The organism is Bacteroides sp. B1-V-101 (genome assembly GCF_023656585.1).
Taxonomy (GTDB): Bacteria; Bacteroidota; Bacteroidia; order Bacteroidales; family Bacteroidaceae; genus Bacteroides; species Bacteroides thetaiotaomicron.
This window is the reverse complement of the sequence record NZ_JAMOKH010000034.1, coordinates 53482-68450: the sequence shown is the minus strand read 5'-3', so window position 1 is coordinate 68450 and position 14969 is coordinate 53482. Positions and strand designations below refer to the sequence as shown.

Here is a 14969-nt window from a genome sequence, read left to right as displayed (position 1 = left end):
GTGGTAAATCCGCCAGAAAGGAAACGAAAGCGTACTGTATTCCCAATTCTTCAACCACCAATACCTGCAACAATGTACCTTAATGGAAAGACAGGGAAAATACTGCACCGTAGTAGACGGATCACCGGTAAATAATGTCTGCATAGGCCATAGCTATTAAAGTAACCATCTGCAAACATAGTAAAAAAGATTAAACCTGCAAGAAAAGGCCACATGAAAAATACACCACACACTTCCAATTCCCGAAGTCTTGCAGGAAGAAGAAAAATATTTACTTCAAAGAGTAGTAACCGTCCTGTCACAACCGGCTATATAGATGACCCCGGCTGGAAGTATAGATGCAGCACGGTGGAGATATATTTCCAGCACGATAGAGATATATCTCTACCTAAGCCTGCCTACAGGTATCTCTTGCAGGGGATACCTCCGGACAAGCATACGGTATTAATTCTCAACAAGGAAAAGATAATGAAACAAACCACCGAAACAAATACTTTTCTCCGACCGAAGTACGTTAGTTTACTTTCACAACCGCCGCTCCTTGTTTCAGTCCATCGGCCGCAGCCGTCAGTCGTATGCTTCCGGACTGTCCGATTGAAAGCAACAATAGTTTCTTCATCACGAATAGACGTTATTAGAGTTTCACACGCTGTGCTTTTCCGTTGTATTTCACCACTGCACCTTTCGCCTTCAAGTCAAAGGCTTGCACTTTATCTTTGCCCACTTTCACCACATTGAAGATACGTTCTTCCAACATACCGGAATATTCGCCCGTGCGATCGCCGATGGTCAAAGTTCCCTCTGCATCGTTGTAAACTAATGGGATGGCAGCATATTTTCCTTTCTCATAGTTATAATTCACCCCTTCGTCTTCGTAGAGGGTAAATGCCCCGTCTTGCCCTGCATAAACAAAGAGCGTGATTTCCTCTGCCTGCTTCTCGTCGCTGTATTGCATGTCGGGGCCAAAGGGGATGATGGCTCCTGCACGTACATAGAGCGGAATGCGCTCATAAGGGGCAGCCACTGTCAGCTTCCGGCCACCTTCCACGTAGGTTCCGGTGTAGAAGTCATACCATCCGCAACCGGCGGGGAAATACATCTCGCGCGTGCGTGCACCGTATTCATAAACCGGAGCAACCATCAGTGCCGGGCCGAACATGAACTGGTCGCCTACATCGTTGACGCTTGCATCTGCCGTGAAGTCCATCACCAACGGGCGCATGATGGTATAATCGTTGAAATGGGTCATGCCTGCCAATGAATAGATATACGGCATCATGTTATAGCGCAGTTTGGTATAATAAACGATGGAATTATAGCATGGATGCCCTTCGGGAGCAATGTTCCATACTTCGCGAAACGGGTACTGTCCATGCGCACGGAACAAAGGACAGAAAGCACCGAACTGATACCAACGGGCATTCAATTCTCTCCACTCTTTATAGTCCGCATTCTCGCGTCCCGTCCGGTTGAGTTCCTGCTGGCCTGCCACGTAACGATTCTCTACGCAGAATCCACCGATATCCATCGTCCAGTAAGGAATTCCACTGACGGCAAAGTTCAGTCCGGCAGAGATTTGCGCCTTCATGTCTTCCCAACGGGTGGCAATGTCACCGCTCCAAGTGGCGGTGGAGTAGCGTTGCAGCCCGGCAAAGCCCGAACGAGTCAGCAGAAAGACACGCTTGTCCGGCTCGATGCCGCGTTGGCCGTCATAGATAGCTTCGGCATTCATCAAGGCATACGTGTTGAAGAACTTGGCCGAAGGTCCCAGAGCCGTAGGGCCGGAAAGGTCTTTACGATACTGAATATCCGTGCAGTCGCGCACATTCGGTTCGCTGGCATCCATCCACCATGCATCGATTCCGAGAGGATAGTAATGGTCTTGTATCTGTTTCCAGAAGAGCTTACGCGCATCGGCATCGTAAGCATCGTAGAAAGAACCCAGATAGCCCGGACCTACCCAGTCTCTGATACTGTCTTTTACGGCCTGCCGATACATCCAACCTTTCTCGTCGAATTCCTTATAATGCTCAGTCGTCACATAGAACTTGGGCCACACGGAAATCATTACACGGCCGTTCATGGAATGGATAGAGTGCACCATCCCCTTGGGGTCGGGAAAACGTTCAGGGTCGAATTCATGGCTTCCCCACGCATCCTGCTTCCAGTGCAACCAGTCGATGACGATGTTGTCGATGGGAATCCGACGTTTGCGGAATTCCTTCAAGGTAGAGAGCACCTCCTCCTTCGTGTTGTACTTTTCACGACTCTGCCAATAACCCATTGCCCACTTCGGCATAATCGGGCTCTTGCCGGTCAGTGTACGATAGCCGCTGACCACCTCGTCCATATTGTCGCCATATACGAAGTAATAGTTTATCTCGTTCTGCATTTCGCCCCACCAGGAGAGTTTGTTCTGCTCTTCATCGGCCACCGGGCTGAGCACTCTCAATCCGCAGTAAGAGACTTGCCCGTCGGGTTTCCACTCAATCTTTAAAGGAACACGCTTGCCTGCTTCCAGATTCACCGCAAACTTATAGCTGTTGGGATTCCAGGCCGTGCGCCAACGTTCGGGCACTGCCAACTCATTATTGATATATACTTTGGTATAGCCGGCATAATAGAGGATGAAGCGGAATAAGCCGGTTTCCGATGGTTCTATCTCGCCTTCATACGTCACGCCCGCTCCCATAAACGGGAATCCGTCCGGCAGGTTTATCACTTTCTTCAAACGGGCGGCACGATCCAGGTGTTCGAAATAGAGAGAATCCTCACGGCGCACGATGGTCTCCACGCGCTTATCGGCCGGAACGTATGTACCCGTCAAGGCACCTTCCTTGCCATCCTTGTCATACAGCTTGAATACACCGCCCAACTGCGAGTAGTCGCGCGGGTCGCCGAAACGACAAAGGGAATAACTATCCCAAAGCACACCGTAATTCTTATTGGAAACAATAAACGGAACGGAAACTTTGGTGTTGTATTGAAACAGCTCCTCATTTTTCCCCTTGTAGTTGAATTCATCCGCCTGATGCTGCCCCAGGCCATAGTAGGCCTCATCATCGCCTGCCGATTGGAACACTTGCCGAACGGTATATCCTTTGGTACCTTCCACTTCGATCGGGGCAAAGGTTCTTCCGTTGCTGTCTTCCGCCAGAATCAGGTTTCCGGCAGCATCGGTAAAACGCACTTCGCCGGTTTTCTTTGAAACGATGGCACATAATTCGGAGGTCTTCACACAGACTTCATCCGCCTGCTCCTCCACCTTAAACGCTGTTTTATGCTGCCGGGGAATCAGTATGAGACTTGGTTCCTTCGAGAACTCTTTCTCCGGAGTGGCCGATACGCGGATGAGCTTCTCGCCCATCACCTCCAACCTTACCTTACGCACATCCGCAGGCCGTTGTCGGCTTACTTCTATAATCACGCCGTTTTCCGTCTTTTGAAGTCCGCTTCCGGCACATGCGGCAAGCATCCATGCGGCAAGCAAATAAACTGAAGTGTTTTTCAAATTCATACGTTACTGTTCTTTAAAGTGATTTTTCTTCCGGTGCAAAGATAAGAAGCCTCTTCCGGAACACACCTCCCGGATGTTGAGACAAAAGGTATCTTTTGATGCCTTTAAAGATAAAATGTTTCCGGAATGGGTATCTGTTGTTATTTGACCCGATATTAAGAAAAGAAGTGAACGAGATGCCGTCCGAAAGATGATGAGACCTGCCTGAAAACATTCGCCGCCAACGGGAGAAAACTCTATCTTAGCGCTTGCGATGTATATCTTGCGCCTTGCGATATATATCTTAGCGCCTGCGATATACATCGCAAGCGCTAAGATAGAACTCTTCTCCTAATCTCTTCCTGTTTCAGACAAGGCAAAGAGAGGTTTTATCCGCTGATGAAAACTCTTTCTTGTACGGATGAAACCCATATCCGGAACCTTATATCGAATTCCGGTTATTTACCCTCTCTCTCCTGATAGACAGAGGGCAAAACGCCGAACTCGTCCCTGAAGTACTTGCTGAAATATTTAGGATTATTGAAGCCGAGCTGATAGGCAATCTCCGATACATTCCGCTGACTTTCACGAAGCAGTTGCGCTGCTCTCTTCAGGCGGATGATGCGAATGAACTCGATAGGTGTCTTGCCCGTGATCTGCGAAAGCTTTTTATAAAGATGCACCCTGCTCATCCCCAGTTCACGGCTCAACTCTTCGACAGACAAGTCGCTGCGGCCGATGTTGGCTTCCACATACTTGATGGCATCCGCCACCAACTGTTCGTCCAACGAGGTGATAACTATCCGGCTCGGTTCAGGTTCAATCCGTAAACGCTGTCTGCGCTTACCGTACAAGTCAATCAGTTTACGCATGCGCAGTATCAGTACCTCCACATTGAAAGGTTTCGTCACATAATCGTCCGCCCCGATAGTCAGGCTTTCCACTTTATCTTCTACCGCTTGCTTGGCAGTGAGCAATATGACCGGAATATTCTCGGTGCGTTTGTCGGTTTTCACCCAACGGCACAGCTCATTGCCATCCATTTCGGGCATCATCACGTCACTTACAATGATATCCGGCTGCAAATCCGGTATCAGCCGCCATGCCTCCCTTCCGTTCGAAGCGGTCTGTATGCGGAAATAGAGGCTCAGACTATCCTTCATGAAGGCCACCAAGTCATCGCTGTCATCCACAACCAGCACCAAAGGCTGTTCTTTGTCTCCGCCATCGGTCGTATCGTCCATATCATCGGACAATGCTTCGTTTTCTTCGTCCAAGGCTTGCTCTATTTCCGACTCAACAAAGACTTTCTCCGCCTCTTTCTTTCTGCCGGATTCAGAAACAGCCCCTTCCCGACCGACCTGCTTGATAGGGATGGTCACAAGAAATACGCTTCCGGCACCCACATTATCCAATACCTGCACCGTACCTTCATGCAGTGTCACAAAATCGTGCACCAGGCTCAAGCCTATACCACTGCCCGTAGACTGAAGGTTCGGATCAGGATGGTCGACCTGATAGAAGCGCTCGAAGATGTGCTCTTTATCTTCATCCTTTATTCCGGTTCCCGTATCCGATACTTTCAACAGTAACTTATCGGGTTCACCCTTCAACACTTCCATCGAAACATCCACCCGGCCTCCTTCGGGCGTGAACTTGAAGGCATTGGACAGCAGGTTCATCACCACCTTGCCCATTTTATCTTCATCAAACAACATGTTCAAAGACTCCACAGCCGAATAAAAGGTCAGATGTATATTCTTCTTCTCAGAAAGCATCAGGAAAGATGCGCAAATATGCCTTACGAAAGCCACTATATCCCCTTCGGCAGGAGTGAGATGCAGCCCCGCCACTTCACTCTTGCGAAAATCGAGCAATTGGTTCACGAGATTCAACAGCCGAAGCGCATTGCGATGCATCAACGTCAAGCGTCCCAATTGTTTGTCGTCCGACACCTCTTTCATCATGCTTTCCAGCGGAGATATTATCAGTATATATAGTAGAATACTATACTCATTTTAAAATTCTAAAGTATATACCTATAACTACGAAGTGGGAATTGATCTCTTGGGTATGGGCGATATTAATTCTGCTCCCATTTATTATATACATATATGTCAGGTATTATAAACCTCCTAAATTATCAAACCTTAAATTGATTTATGAGTCCAAGTCAAACATTCGTTTAATTCTTGGACGTTTATTCTATGTTTGTTATTGTTTGATAACATGGATTGGTTTTTTTATAATTGTAGGTTGTTTTAAGCATTAATCTCTGGAGGTTCAAGCATCACACCAAAGTTCTGATATTATCCCAAATGTACTAACATCACAATGAAATTCTGTTGTGCAAGGTGGATTTGCTACATTTGAAGGTGATATTGAAAGTGTAATAAAAGCAGGAATTGATATTGTGGTAGTGTAATAGGTTGACCGTCCTTATTATTGTGAACCAATGAGAGCCAGTCCAATCATAAAAAACATGACTTTAGACTGATGTCTTTTCTTGTTGACTACCATATTAGTTATATTAGTTGATATAATGCTTCTTTATTCTTATAATTCTCACATGAATAATTTAACATGAAGTTTTCTTTATATGAAATCATTAGGGTCTCATTCAAATTGACTTCTCTTATCGCAATCGGAAACTATCAGGGATTTGATGTAGATGTGCAGCAAGTTTTCTTCGTGTAGAAAGTGCTCTTTTTTCAAATTGGATATTTTTCCCATAATATAGCAATAAATAAGCAATTAATACATCGCTTTCTGAAATGCAAATTTATTGGCAACGTAGTTTTTATATTCTGTCTATTGTTTGTAAAGCATAAAAATGTATATTTGCAACAGACCCAATTGCTCTATATCAAAACAAATGAAAGAGAATGGAATAGCTGTATAAATACTTACAGCCGACCTTGGGATATTATCGTCAATTCAGAAAAGAAGAAGTTTATCGAAGGCTAAAATAAAAATATTTCCTTTTACTGATTTTTGCAGATTTATTTTTATAACATACTATATAATAGTGAAACAGAAAGAAAAGAAAGCTCGAAATAGGAGGACAAATGAACAAATAGACAAGGAGGTAATATCCGAACTTGAAAAGCTTGTAGCTGAATATGGTTTTGGTAATGCCAATTTGAGTGCATTGATGAAAGCTGCAAACATAGAAGCTAATGTGTTTTATAGAAGATACGCCTCAATGGAAAACCTTTACGACAGGCTTGCCAAGCAGTATGATTTCTGGATCAATGATACTATTGACGTTTCCAGCCTGAACATATTGGGACCTAAAAAGTTTTTTGCGGAAACATTCAAGACCCTTTATAGGAACTTGTCTGATAACACTGTAATGCAAAAGTTGTTACTTTATGAAATGTCGGTTATCAATGAAACGACAAAGAGAACAGCAGAAACACGGGATATTATGAATCTAAATTTGATTGCGTTTTATGACAATCTGTTTAAACCGGCGAAAATCAATATTAAAGCTATTATGGCGAATCTGATTGGAGGAATTTATTATCTGATACTTCATAGGAGGTGTGCGAAAACCTGTACAATAGATTTTAGTACTCAAAAAGGGGAAAAGGTCTTTTTCGAATGGATAGATTATCTAACAGATACCATTTTTGACAAACTGGAAGCGTATGAAAGGAATAGAAAAGCAGCTCAAGAAATGTTATCTGACGGCATAAGTGAGTTTAAAATATGTAAATACATGGGCATCAATAAAAATGACTTAAAAATGTTACTTTCAAATAGCTATAGAAATTCACGAGAACTTTCAAAGGAAAGCTAAAAATTTTATTTATAGTACATATCATATTGATAAGTAGAGAATACCATAAAATATTCGCAAAACTCTATTGTAAATCCCTATTCGGATACTTTGTATTAATAGCGGTCATTATCTGTATGGCCGCCGTGTGTATCCATGAACATATAAGTGATTATGGACTTAATAGTCTAATCTGGTCATTGGAGCAAGGGGTATTTGACGTTAGCTATTGTCGGTTACTTTTATAATTTTTTTTCTATATCCCTCTGTATAAGGACTGATAGCCTGCTACAAGAAAAATCTGACACGCTTTGTGTAGCGCGTTACATAAAGTGCGTCAAGTTATTTTTCAAAGGGTACACGAACAGACTTGAAATTGCGGATAATGATATAACTATTCACAGTTTCAAGGTAGTCTTTGGATCTTAGTCCTGCATGTCCGTTCTCCTGTTTTATTATTCCCTGCTTTAGCGTTTTCTATTCCTTTTTTATATACTTCTATTTATCGCTTTTCTGCTGCCGTGCAACCTGCCGTGGATTGAATTTTTCCGCAAAGGTAATCGCCAGTCCCAGTCGTGTCAATGCCGGCATTCAGCCGCAAGTGAAGCGCAAAAATCTTCCTCTCCGCTGGTGAGCGTATTTTTCCTCTTCAGCCTTGCCAGATTGTTCCTGCCGCCTTTGGATGCAGAAAAAATCATCCCGGAGGTCGCAAACAGGCCGAACAGAGGGAAATAAAGAATATTTATAAACTAAGGTAACGGTAGGATTAACCACCTGCCACAAAAAGAATTTATTATGTTATACGTTCACACAATTGGTCGCATTGGCAAGGATTGCCAGGTTATTACTGGAGCACACGGTTCATTCATTGCATTTGATATTGCGGTAGATGACTATTCACATGGAAACAGCATCACTACTTGGGTAAGGGTACGGAGTAAGAAAGAGAACCATATTCGACTATCCGAATATCTTACCAAAGGACGGTTACTGCTCATTGAGGGGACACTGTCGGCTTCACTGTGGAAGGATAAGGATGAAAACTGTCAGATTCAACTATCCATTACGGCAGACGCATTGGAGTTCATCAATACCGGAAAGCGTGAGGGTACAACTTCAGAAGCAGAGAGTCCGACAGATGCCGCAAGTAATGTACCTGTACCACCGGTAGCTATGCCGCAAGAGGACAAGGAAGACTTGCCATTCTGATGATGTGCATATAGTATTGAACAACAACAAATACTAAATGTAGTATTTACTAATTATAGTAAAGTAGGAAGTTTGTGAGTTACCTATTACTGAAAGTAGTATTTACTACATTTAGTTTATTAGTATTTTAGTATAGTAGTAAATACTAAAATACTCTTTTTAGTAAAATAGTATATACTAATTATAGTATTTACTAAGAATAGTATTATCTTTGTATCGCATATAAAGACATCAAATTATGACAAAAATTATAGCTGTTTTGAATCATAAGGGTGGGGTTGGCAAGACAACTACCACCATCAATCTTGCCGCTGCTTTGCGACAGAAGAAAAAGCGTGTACTGGCTATCGACATGGACGGGCAGGCAAATCTTACAGAATCGTGTGGTCTCTCCATTGAGGAAGAACAAACGGTGTATGGGGCAATGAGAGGCGAATATCCCTTACCGGTTATCGAACTGGAGAACGGACTTGCTGTTGTGCCGTCCTGTCTCGACCTGTCGGCGGCAGAATCCGAACTGATAAACGAGCCGGGACGTGAGTTGATACTGAAAGGTCTGATTACGAAGTTGCTTGACAGTCGGAAGTTTGACTACATCCTGATTAATTGTCCACCTTCACTGGGCTTGCTGACACTCAATGCCCTTACCACAGCGGACTTTCTGATTATTCCGGTGCAGGCACAATTCCTCGCCATGCGCGGAATGGCGAAGATTACAAGCGTAATTGAGATTGTCAAGGAACGCCTGAACCCGAACCTGAGTATTGGTGGCATTGTTATTACCCAGTTTGACAAGCGCAAGACACTCAACAAGAGCGTAGCTGAAATTATCAATGACTCTTTCTGTGACAAAGTGTTCAAAACGATTGTACGGGACAATGTGGCACTGGCCGAAGCTCCTATAAAGGGAAAGAACGTCTTTGAGTACAATAAGAACTGCAATGGAGCCAAAGATTATATGGCTTTGGCACAAGAGGTTTTGAAATTAAAATAAGACAATATGGGCAAGAGTGATTTATTGAAAGACAGTATGAAAAGCGGACTGGACGGATTGCTGTCATCCACGAAGAAATCTCCGCAAAAGAAGGAAGCCACACCACTTAAAACTGAAAAAGAGCCTGCGGTACATTGCAATTTCGTTATCGACAAGAGTGTTCATACGCGTATGAAATTCCTTGCTATTGAGAAGAATATGTCATTGAGAGACATTGTAAATGAGGCGATGAAGGAGTATTTGGAAAAAAACGGTAAGTGAGGGTATGTTCCTCGCTTCCCGTTCTTTTAAATCTGTGACTTCTGTTAGTACGTTATGCCGATATGTATTGCTACATATCAGTCATTGACAACCCTTTGTATGACAGGGAATAACCTTTGAACTCTCCCGTTGCACGCATGAAAGCGGCTGCTTTCGCTTCCAGTTTTTCCATGTCGATATTTTCGGCCTTGCGTTTGACTTCGAAAAATGTCGCCGTATCGTCCAGTTCGTTTTCAGCTACTATGTCTATTTCGTTCTCACCCTTGCGGTCCCACCAGCCTCCGATACGCGTATAGACTTGCCGTTCTATCAGTACACGCTTAAAGTAACGTTCAAGCATCAGACCGCTGAAAGTTTCATAATCCCGACCTATAATCATCTTCACACTTCCATAGTTCTCTATCTCCAGCATATAGCTGTACTTGTAGATGAAGCGGAACCAGAACGTGAAAAAATTATCCTCGATGACATACCGGACATTCTTGGCGGAACTCTTCTCGAACAGCGGTTGCTTCTTCGATATGATTTCGTATTCTTTTTCCAGCTTGGTAAGATAACCGCCGATTTCCTTGCCTACCACGTTTTCAATTTCCGAACGGGATGTTTTTCCTCGTGCAATGGCCGATAGTATGGAGAAATAGATTCCGTAATCCTTGCCGAACTCTTCGATAAGAATCGCTTTACCCTCGCCCAAAAATATGGAGTCGGCCTTTATAATCTGGTCGAGCATAGTCGTTTTGGTTGTTGCTCCTGCATCCACGAGTAGTTGTACATACTTCGCCACACCGCCCGTGAAAGCGTACAAGGCCAGCAGATCTTCCGCCGTGTAGCCGGGGTTGTATTCCGAAAGAATATCTTTCAGAACAGTTGGGGTAAACGGACGCACAGTCATAAAGCGCGACTGCCGGTTATACAACGGCTCTTTCTTATCCTTGAATATCTTTGTCATCATGGAATAAATCGAACCACAGACAATCAGGTTAATACGGGACTTCGGGCTGTATAGATCCCAGATGCGCTGCATATCGCTGAACACCGATTTGTTCACACGGAAAAACTCCTGGAACTCGTCGATAAAGAGTGTGATGGGACGTTCTGCCGAAAGTTTCATCAGGTACTCAAACACATCGGTAAAGTGTTCGGCCCGCCCCATGGTTGGGACCCCCAACTTGTTCTCTATTTCAAGCCGGTAGTCCTCACACAAATCGCCTTCGGCTTTCCGGGCAACAAAGAAATAGAGAATCGGTTCGTCCTCGTATGCTTTCCACACAAGTGATGTCTTACCGATACGGCGACGTCCCGTTACCACTGTAAACTGAGCATTGTTTTTGGCCATTTCGCGAATCTTGCGAAGAAAGGCTATTTCTTCTGTCCTGTCAAAAAATCTCATATCCTTATCCTTTTTTATTGCTGTTTCCGAAACGGCTGTTTCCGAAACGGCTGTTTCGTTACTGCAAAAATAATGCAAATTTCTGGTAAAACAGGCAATTGATACAGATTTATTTAGCGAAATGGCTCAAAGGATTTTTATCTGGTAAGTTCCATTCCTGTTTTACACCGTCTGGTCTTACGTCCTTCCGCTTGTCCCGTTGTATCGTTAATCATCCCTTTATAGTTCCATCCGTTTTACCATCCGCCTTTCAGCGTATTCTTCCTTTTCTATATTCTTTTAATGCCACTCATCCGGTCCATTTCTGCCATCGCCGGTTGGTTTTCCAGACGCAAAGGTGGACTGCCGCGCTTGATTCCGTCGCTTTGAAGTGCATTTCCTATAAAATTCTTCCTTTCTGCGAAAGAGTAATTTTCCGGAAAAAGCGTCGGAAATCGCTTATTCGTCAGTCCTTGTAAAGCATCTGTAAATCCCAAGCGGTTCAGGCAGAAAAGAGAACCGAACAAAGGGAAAATAAGAAATTAAATATTAAAACCAATTAAATTTTTATGATTATGGAAGCAACAGCAATTCAATCAGTAGAGAAAAACATCACAATGGTAGCATTGGCAAACGTGCAGCCGAGCAATTACAACCCACGTAAGAATTTTGACGAAGCGAGCCTTGCAGAACTTTCCGAGAGTATTCGTCAGCAGGGTGTGTTACAGCCTATTGGAGTACGCCCAATAGAAGACAACCGCTTTGAGATTGTTTTTGGAGAACGCCGATATCGTGCCTCCCTCATGGCAGGATTGGAGGACATTCCGGCTGTCGTTATGGAAATTTCAGACGAAGTTGCCGAAGAAATGGCGGTAACTGAAAACCTCCAGCGCAAGGATGTTACCCCGATAGAGGAAGCAAATGCCTACCAAAAGCTCATTGATAGTGGTCGCCACGATGTGCAGTCTTTGGCGGTGCAGTTCGGTAAAAACGAAAGCTATATCCGCACACGCCTTAAATTCGTTTCCTTAATGCCCGAAATCGCACAGCTTTTGGAACAGGACGAAATCACAATCAGCGTAGCGAGCGAAATTTGCCGTTATGGGGAAGATATTCAGAAAGAGGTGTACAACAAGCATCTTAAAGAGGGGGTGCAGTACAATAGTTGGCGAGGAATGAAAGCCTCTGATGTTGCACGGAACATCGAACGGCAATATACCACCGACTTGGAGCGATACGCATTTGACAAGACCCTCTGTCTGTCGTGTCCTCACAATACAAATAATATGATGTTATTTTGCGAGGGTGGTTGCGGAAATTGCGCCAATCGTACTTGCCTTGCTGAAATGAATGCGGCATATCTCACGGAGAAAGCCGTGCGCCTTATGGAAGAACGCCCTGAGGTATCCCTCTGCTATGAAAGTTTCAACAGCAATGAAGCCGTAGTAGAACGTCTTACCGCCATGGGTTACGAAGTGGAAAGCCTTAACTATTATGCAAAGGCATATCCCGAACAGCCCGAAGCACCCCGAAAAGATGAGTACGACACCACCGAAGAATACGAACAGGCACAGAGCGAGTTCGAACAGGATTTGAACGATTACACGGAAGAATGCGAAGAAATCCGTACCCGAAGTGAAGCAGGTGAAATCATCCTTTATTTCCGTATTGAGAGCAAGGACATCGTACTTTGTTATGTTCCGAAAGTTACCTGTACTACCAATGACACAAAACAGGAGCAGACGCTTTCACCGGTAGAGAAGTTGGAAAAGCAAGACAAACGCAACAAGGAAATTGCCCTTGAAAAGACTGTAGAGGACACAAAAAAACAGATTTTGGAGGTTGATATGTCCGATTGCAAGTTTGGGCAAGACGAGGACAAGATGATTTATTTCTTCTTGCTATCATCCCTCCGCAAAGAGCATTTCGAAGCGGTAGGTATCGAGGAAAAAAAGCCTTATTCCTACCTTACAGATGAAGAAAAGATAAACATCATTGCCAACCTCACGAGCAAGCAGAAAGCGATTATTCGCAGGGATTTTCTAATTGCTAATTTCAAGAACGCATACGGCAACAATGCCATTGCATCCCTCTTGCTTGACTTCGCACAAAAACATATGCCCGACCTGTTGGCAGACATCAAGAACGGACATAATGAAGTGTATGAGAAGCGTCACCAACGTATCGAAGAGAAAAAAGCCGTTCTTTTGGTGCAGGAACAAGCAAAGCAGGAAGCTGAGCAATCTGACAAACAGCAATCCGAAGTAGGGATGCAGACCGAAGAACAGCCACAAGAGGAAAATATTGCAGCTTAACCATAATCAGAACCAACGAATAGAGGGTAGAGTAATCTGTCCTCTATTCGTTCCTAATTTGTAATTAGATTACAATTAAGGTGAAGATGTTCACGGACAACTGCTCCAAACCGTTGTCGGGCGCGTCTGCCGGGCAAACCCGCCATCCGCGCGATTATGCCTTTTCTATCCCATTTATAGCTACCTCCCGATACCCCGCCGCCACCCGTCTCCATTTATACCTATCAGTTTCCTCCTTTTTATCTTTTCCATCTTATTCCTTCTCCGGTTCCTTCCTGTCCTCGCCGGTTGGTTTTCCAGACGCGAAGGTGGACTGCCGCGCTTGATTCCATCGCTTTGAAGTGCATTTTTATAAAATTCTTCCTTTCTGTGAAAGAGTAATTTTCCCAAAAAAGCGTTGGAAATAGCTTGTTCGTCAGTCCTGTAAAGCATCTGTAAATCCCAAGCGGTTCAGACAGAATATAGAACCGAACAGAGGGAAGAAAAATAAATCATTAAAATTTCATGACAATGGACAACATCAAAGAAAGCAAAGAGTACAAACTTGCCAAAGAATGGGAAATGGCAGTGAATAGTTTTAGTTTCAATCCCAAGCGTTTTGCAGCCGCTATACCTGATATGCACCCCACACTGCAACAGAGCCTCTATAGATTGTTTAAGGAGTGCATCATTGTGATGGCGGATGAGACACGTCGCTATGATGACCGCAATCGTGCATCACATGAAGAAGCAAAGTGTCTTATGGAATACCTCAAGACAAATGGAAAGCATATCCCATTAAAATAACAAGCGTATGAAAACACAAGAAGTACAATTTGGCGGCAATAACTATCCTTGCCGTGTGGTGGAATCCAACGAGGGTGAAGAACTCCTTATCGGCTCGATTACCTTGCTTGATGCCCTTCAGCCCGGTAGTTTCAACGATGAAAACGAAGGCTTCGCAAGCAAGGAAGCCGAAAGAATCTATGACGAGGTTTTCTTCTTTACCGACATGGCAAACCTGCGACTGACAGACGTAGAATTGGTTGCCGAACTGAAAAAGGACAACCCGGAATGGTTCGAATAAAAAAACAATAATCATCTTAAAAATAGCATAGTTATGGAAAAAGAGTATGTAATACAAATAGCACAGACCATTCAAGAGCAGTTGATAGGACTTACCCCTATGCCCGTCCTCATGTCATGGGATATCGCAGAGTTTGCAGCCACCATCTTCAAAGGCCTGCCTGCACTTCGTATCAAAGTAAACGGACTGTTACACACCGGATACGTCATTATTGCACTTAATGGGTCGGACTATTATGAGGTATATCTGTTGAAAGGCAAAGATGCAGAGTGTGTCAATGAAGAAGTTTGTTACAACGAGTTAGGGGATGTCATTGACAGGGCAATTGAATGCGGTACTGACAAAGAGGAATACGAAAAAATTGCCATCAGCAACTCACCCAATTATTAAGCAGGTAACTCTCCTGATAAACCAGAAGAAGAGATTAGTTAGTAGTAAACCGCCAGTACGATTGTACTGACGGTTTTTGTTGTTT

12 protein-coding genes are annotated in these 14969 nt (G+C 43.9%); 8 read left to right on the top strand and 4 right to left on the bottom strand.

The genetic code is table 11. The features are described 5' to 3' along the window. Positions 1–634: 634 nt before the first annotated feature. The gene (locus NBH01_RS20350; protein ID WP_009017598.1) at positions 635–3517 is read right to left on the bottom strand and encodes a TIM-barrel domain-containing protein; all 2883 of its coding nucleotides are present in this window, start codon (positions 3515–3517) and stop codon (positions 635–637) included. A 437-nt stretch (positions 3518–3954) separates the two neighbouring features. Next, complete coding sequence (locus tag NBH01_RS20345; protein WP_229094231.1) at positions 3955–5415, bottom strand: hybrid sensor histidine kinase/response regulator transcription factor; 1461 nt, start codon at positions 5413–5415, stop codon at positions 3955–3957. A 1109-nt stretch (positions 5416–6524) separates the two neighbouring features. Between NBH01_RS20345 and NBH01_RS20340 the strand changes: the two genes are divergently transcribed. From NBH01_RS20340 to NBH01_RS20325, 4 genes are all read left to right on the top strand, one after another. Further along, positions 6525–7301 carry a TetR/AcrR family transcriptional regulator gene (locus NBH01_RS20340; RefSeq protein WP_009017600.1) on the top strand — a complete coding sequence of 259 codons (777 nt, stop codon included), beginning with the start codon at positions 6525–6527 and terminating at the stop codon, positions 7299–7301. Positions 7302–8075: 774 nt separating this feature from the next. Then, positions 8076–8489: a single-stranded DNA-binding protein gene (locus tag NBH01_RS20335; protein WP_009017601.1), complete on the top strand. Its 414-nt coding sequence runs from the start codon at positions 8076–8078 to the stop codon at positions 8487–8489. Between the two features lie 238 nt (positions 8490–8727). Next, positions 8728–9483: a ParA family protein gene (locus NBH01_RS20330; protein WP_009017602.1), complete on the top strand. Its 756-nt coding sequence runs from the start codon at positions 8728–8730 to the stop codon at positions 9481–9483. A gap of 6 nt (positions 9484–9489) precedes the next feature. After that, positions 9490–9744 carry an RH3 domain-containing protein gene (locus NBH01_RS20325; RefSeq protein WP_004310159.1) on the top strand — a complete coding sequence of 85 codons (255 nt, stop codon included), beginning with the start codon at positions 9490–9492 and terminating at the stop codon, positions 9742–9744. Between the two features lie 70 nt (positions 9745–9814). Here the strand turns inward: NBH01_RS20325 and NBH01_RS20320 are convergent, their stop codons facing one another. Beyond that, a complete protein-coding gene (locus NBH01_RS20320; RefSeq protein ID WP_009017603.1) occupies positions 9815–11134 on the bottom strand; it encodes an ATP-binding protein in 1320 nt (439 codons plus the stop codon). Positions 11135–11403: 269 nt separating this feature from the next. Beyond that, positions 11404–11640, bottom strand: a complete 237-nt coding sequence (locus tag NBH01_RS20315) for a hypothetical protein (RefSeq protein WP_039848664.1) — start codon at positions 11638–11640, stop codon at positions 11404–11406. Between the two features lie 48 nt (positions 11641–11688). Between NBH01_RS20315 and NBH01_RS20310 the strand changes: the two genes are divergently transcribed. The 4 genes from NBH01_RS20310 to NBH01_RS20295 all read left to right on the top strand — a co-directional run bounded on the left by NBH01_RS20310 (position 11689) and on the right by NBH01_RS20295 (position 14884). Continuing rightward, on the top strand, positions 11689–13428 hold the full coding sequence (locus NBH01_RS20310; protein WP_039848698.1) for a ParB/RepB/Spo0J family partition protein: 1740 nt from the start codon (positions 11689–11691) through the stop codon (positions 13426–13428). A 510-nt stretch (positions 13429–13938) separates the two neighbouring features. Next, positions 13939–14214, top strand: a complete 276-nt coding sequence (locus NBH01_RS20305) for a hypothetical protein (protein WP_004322070.1) — start codon at positions 13939–13941, stop codon at positions 14212–14214. A 7-nt stretch (positions 14215–14221) separates the two neighbouring features. Then, positions 14222–14494 carry a hypothetical protein gene (locus tag NBH01_RS20300; protein ID WP_004310164.1) on the top strand — a complete coding sequence of 91 codons (273 nt, stop codon included), beginning with the start codon at positions 14222–14224 and terminating at the stop codon, positions 14492–14494. 33 nt (positions 14495–14527) lie between these two features. Further along, complete coding sequence (locus NBH01_RS20295; RefSeq protein WP_009017605.1) at positions 14528–14884, top strand: hypothetical protein; 357 nt, start codon at positions 14528–14530, stop codon at positions 14882–14884. Positions 14885–14969: the final 85 nt, after the last annotated feature.

What these genes read in the sequence shown, in the direction of transcription:
- NBH01_RS20330 (WP_009017602.1), top strand. Translation starts at nt 8,728, where the DNA reads ATGACAAAAATTATAGCTGTTTTGAATCATAAGGGTGGGGTTGGCAAG.
- NBH01_RS20345 (WP_229094231.1), bottom strand. Translation starts at nt 5,415, where the DNA reads ATGCATCGCAATGCGCTTCGGCTGTTGAATCTCGTGAACCAATTGCTC.
- NBH01_RS20300 (WP_004310164.1), top strand. Translation starts at nt 14,222, where the DNA reads ATGAAAACACAAGAAGTACAATTTGGCGGCAATAACTATCCTTGCCGT.
- NBH01_RS20350 (WP_009017598.1), bottom strand. Translation starts at nt 3,517, where the DNA reads ATGAATTTGAAAAACACTTCAGTTTATTTGCTTGCCGCATGGATGCTT.
- NBH01_RS20320 (WP_009017603.1), bottom strand. Translation starts at nt 11,134, where the DNA reads ATGAGATTTTTTGACAGGACAGAAGAAATAGCCTTTCTTCGCAAGATT.
- NBH01_RS20335 (WP_009017601.1), top strand. Translation starts at nt 8,076, where the DNA reads ATGTTATACGTTCACACAATTGGTCGCATTGGCAAGGATTGCCAGGTT.
- NBH01_RS20325 (WP_004310159.1), top strand. Translation starts at nt 9,490, where the DNA reads ATGGGCAAGAGTGATTTATTGAAAGACAGTATGAAAAGCGGACTGGAC.
- NBH01_RS20295 (WP_009017605.1), top strand. Translation starts at nt 14,528, where the DNA reads ATGGAAAAAGAGTATGTAATACAAATAGCACAGACCATTCAAGAGCAG.
- NBH01_RS20305 (WP_004322070.1), top strand. Translation starts at nt 13,939, where the DNA reads ATGGACAACATCAAAGAAAGCAAAGAGTACAAACTTGCCAAAGAATGG.
- NBH01_RS20310 (WP_039848698.1), top strand. Translation starts at nt 11,689, where the DNA reads ATGGAAGCAACAGCAATTCAATCAGTAGAGAAAAACATCACAATGGTA.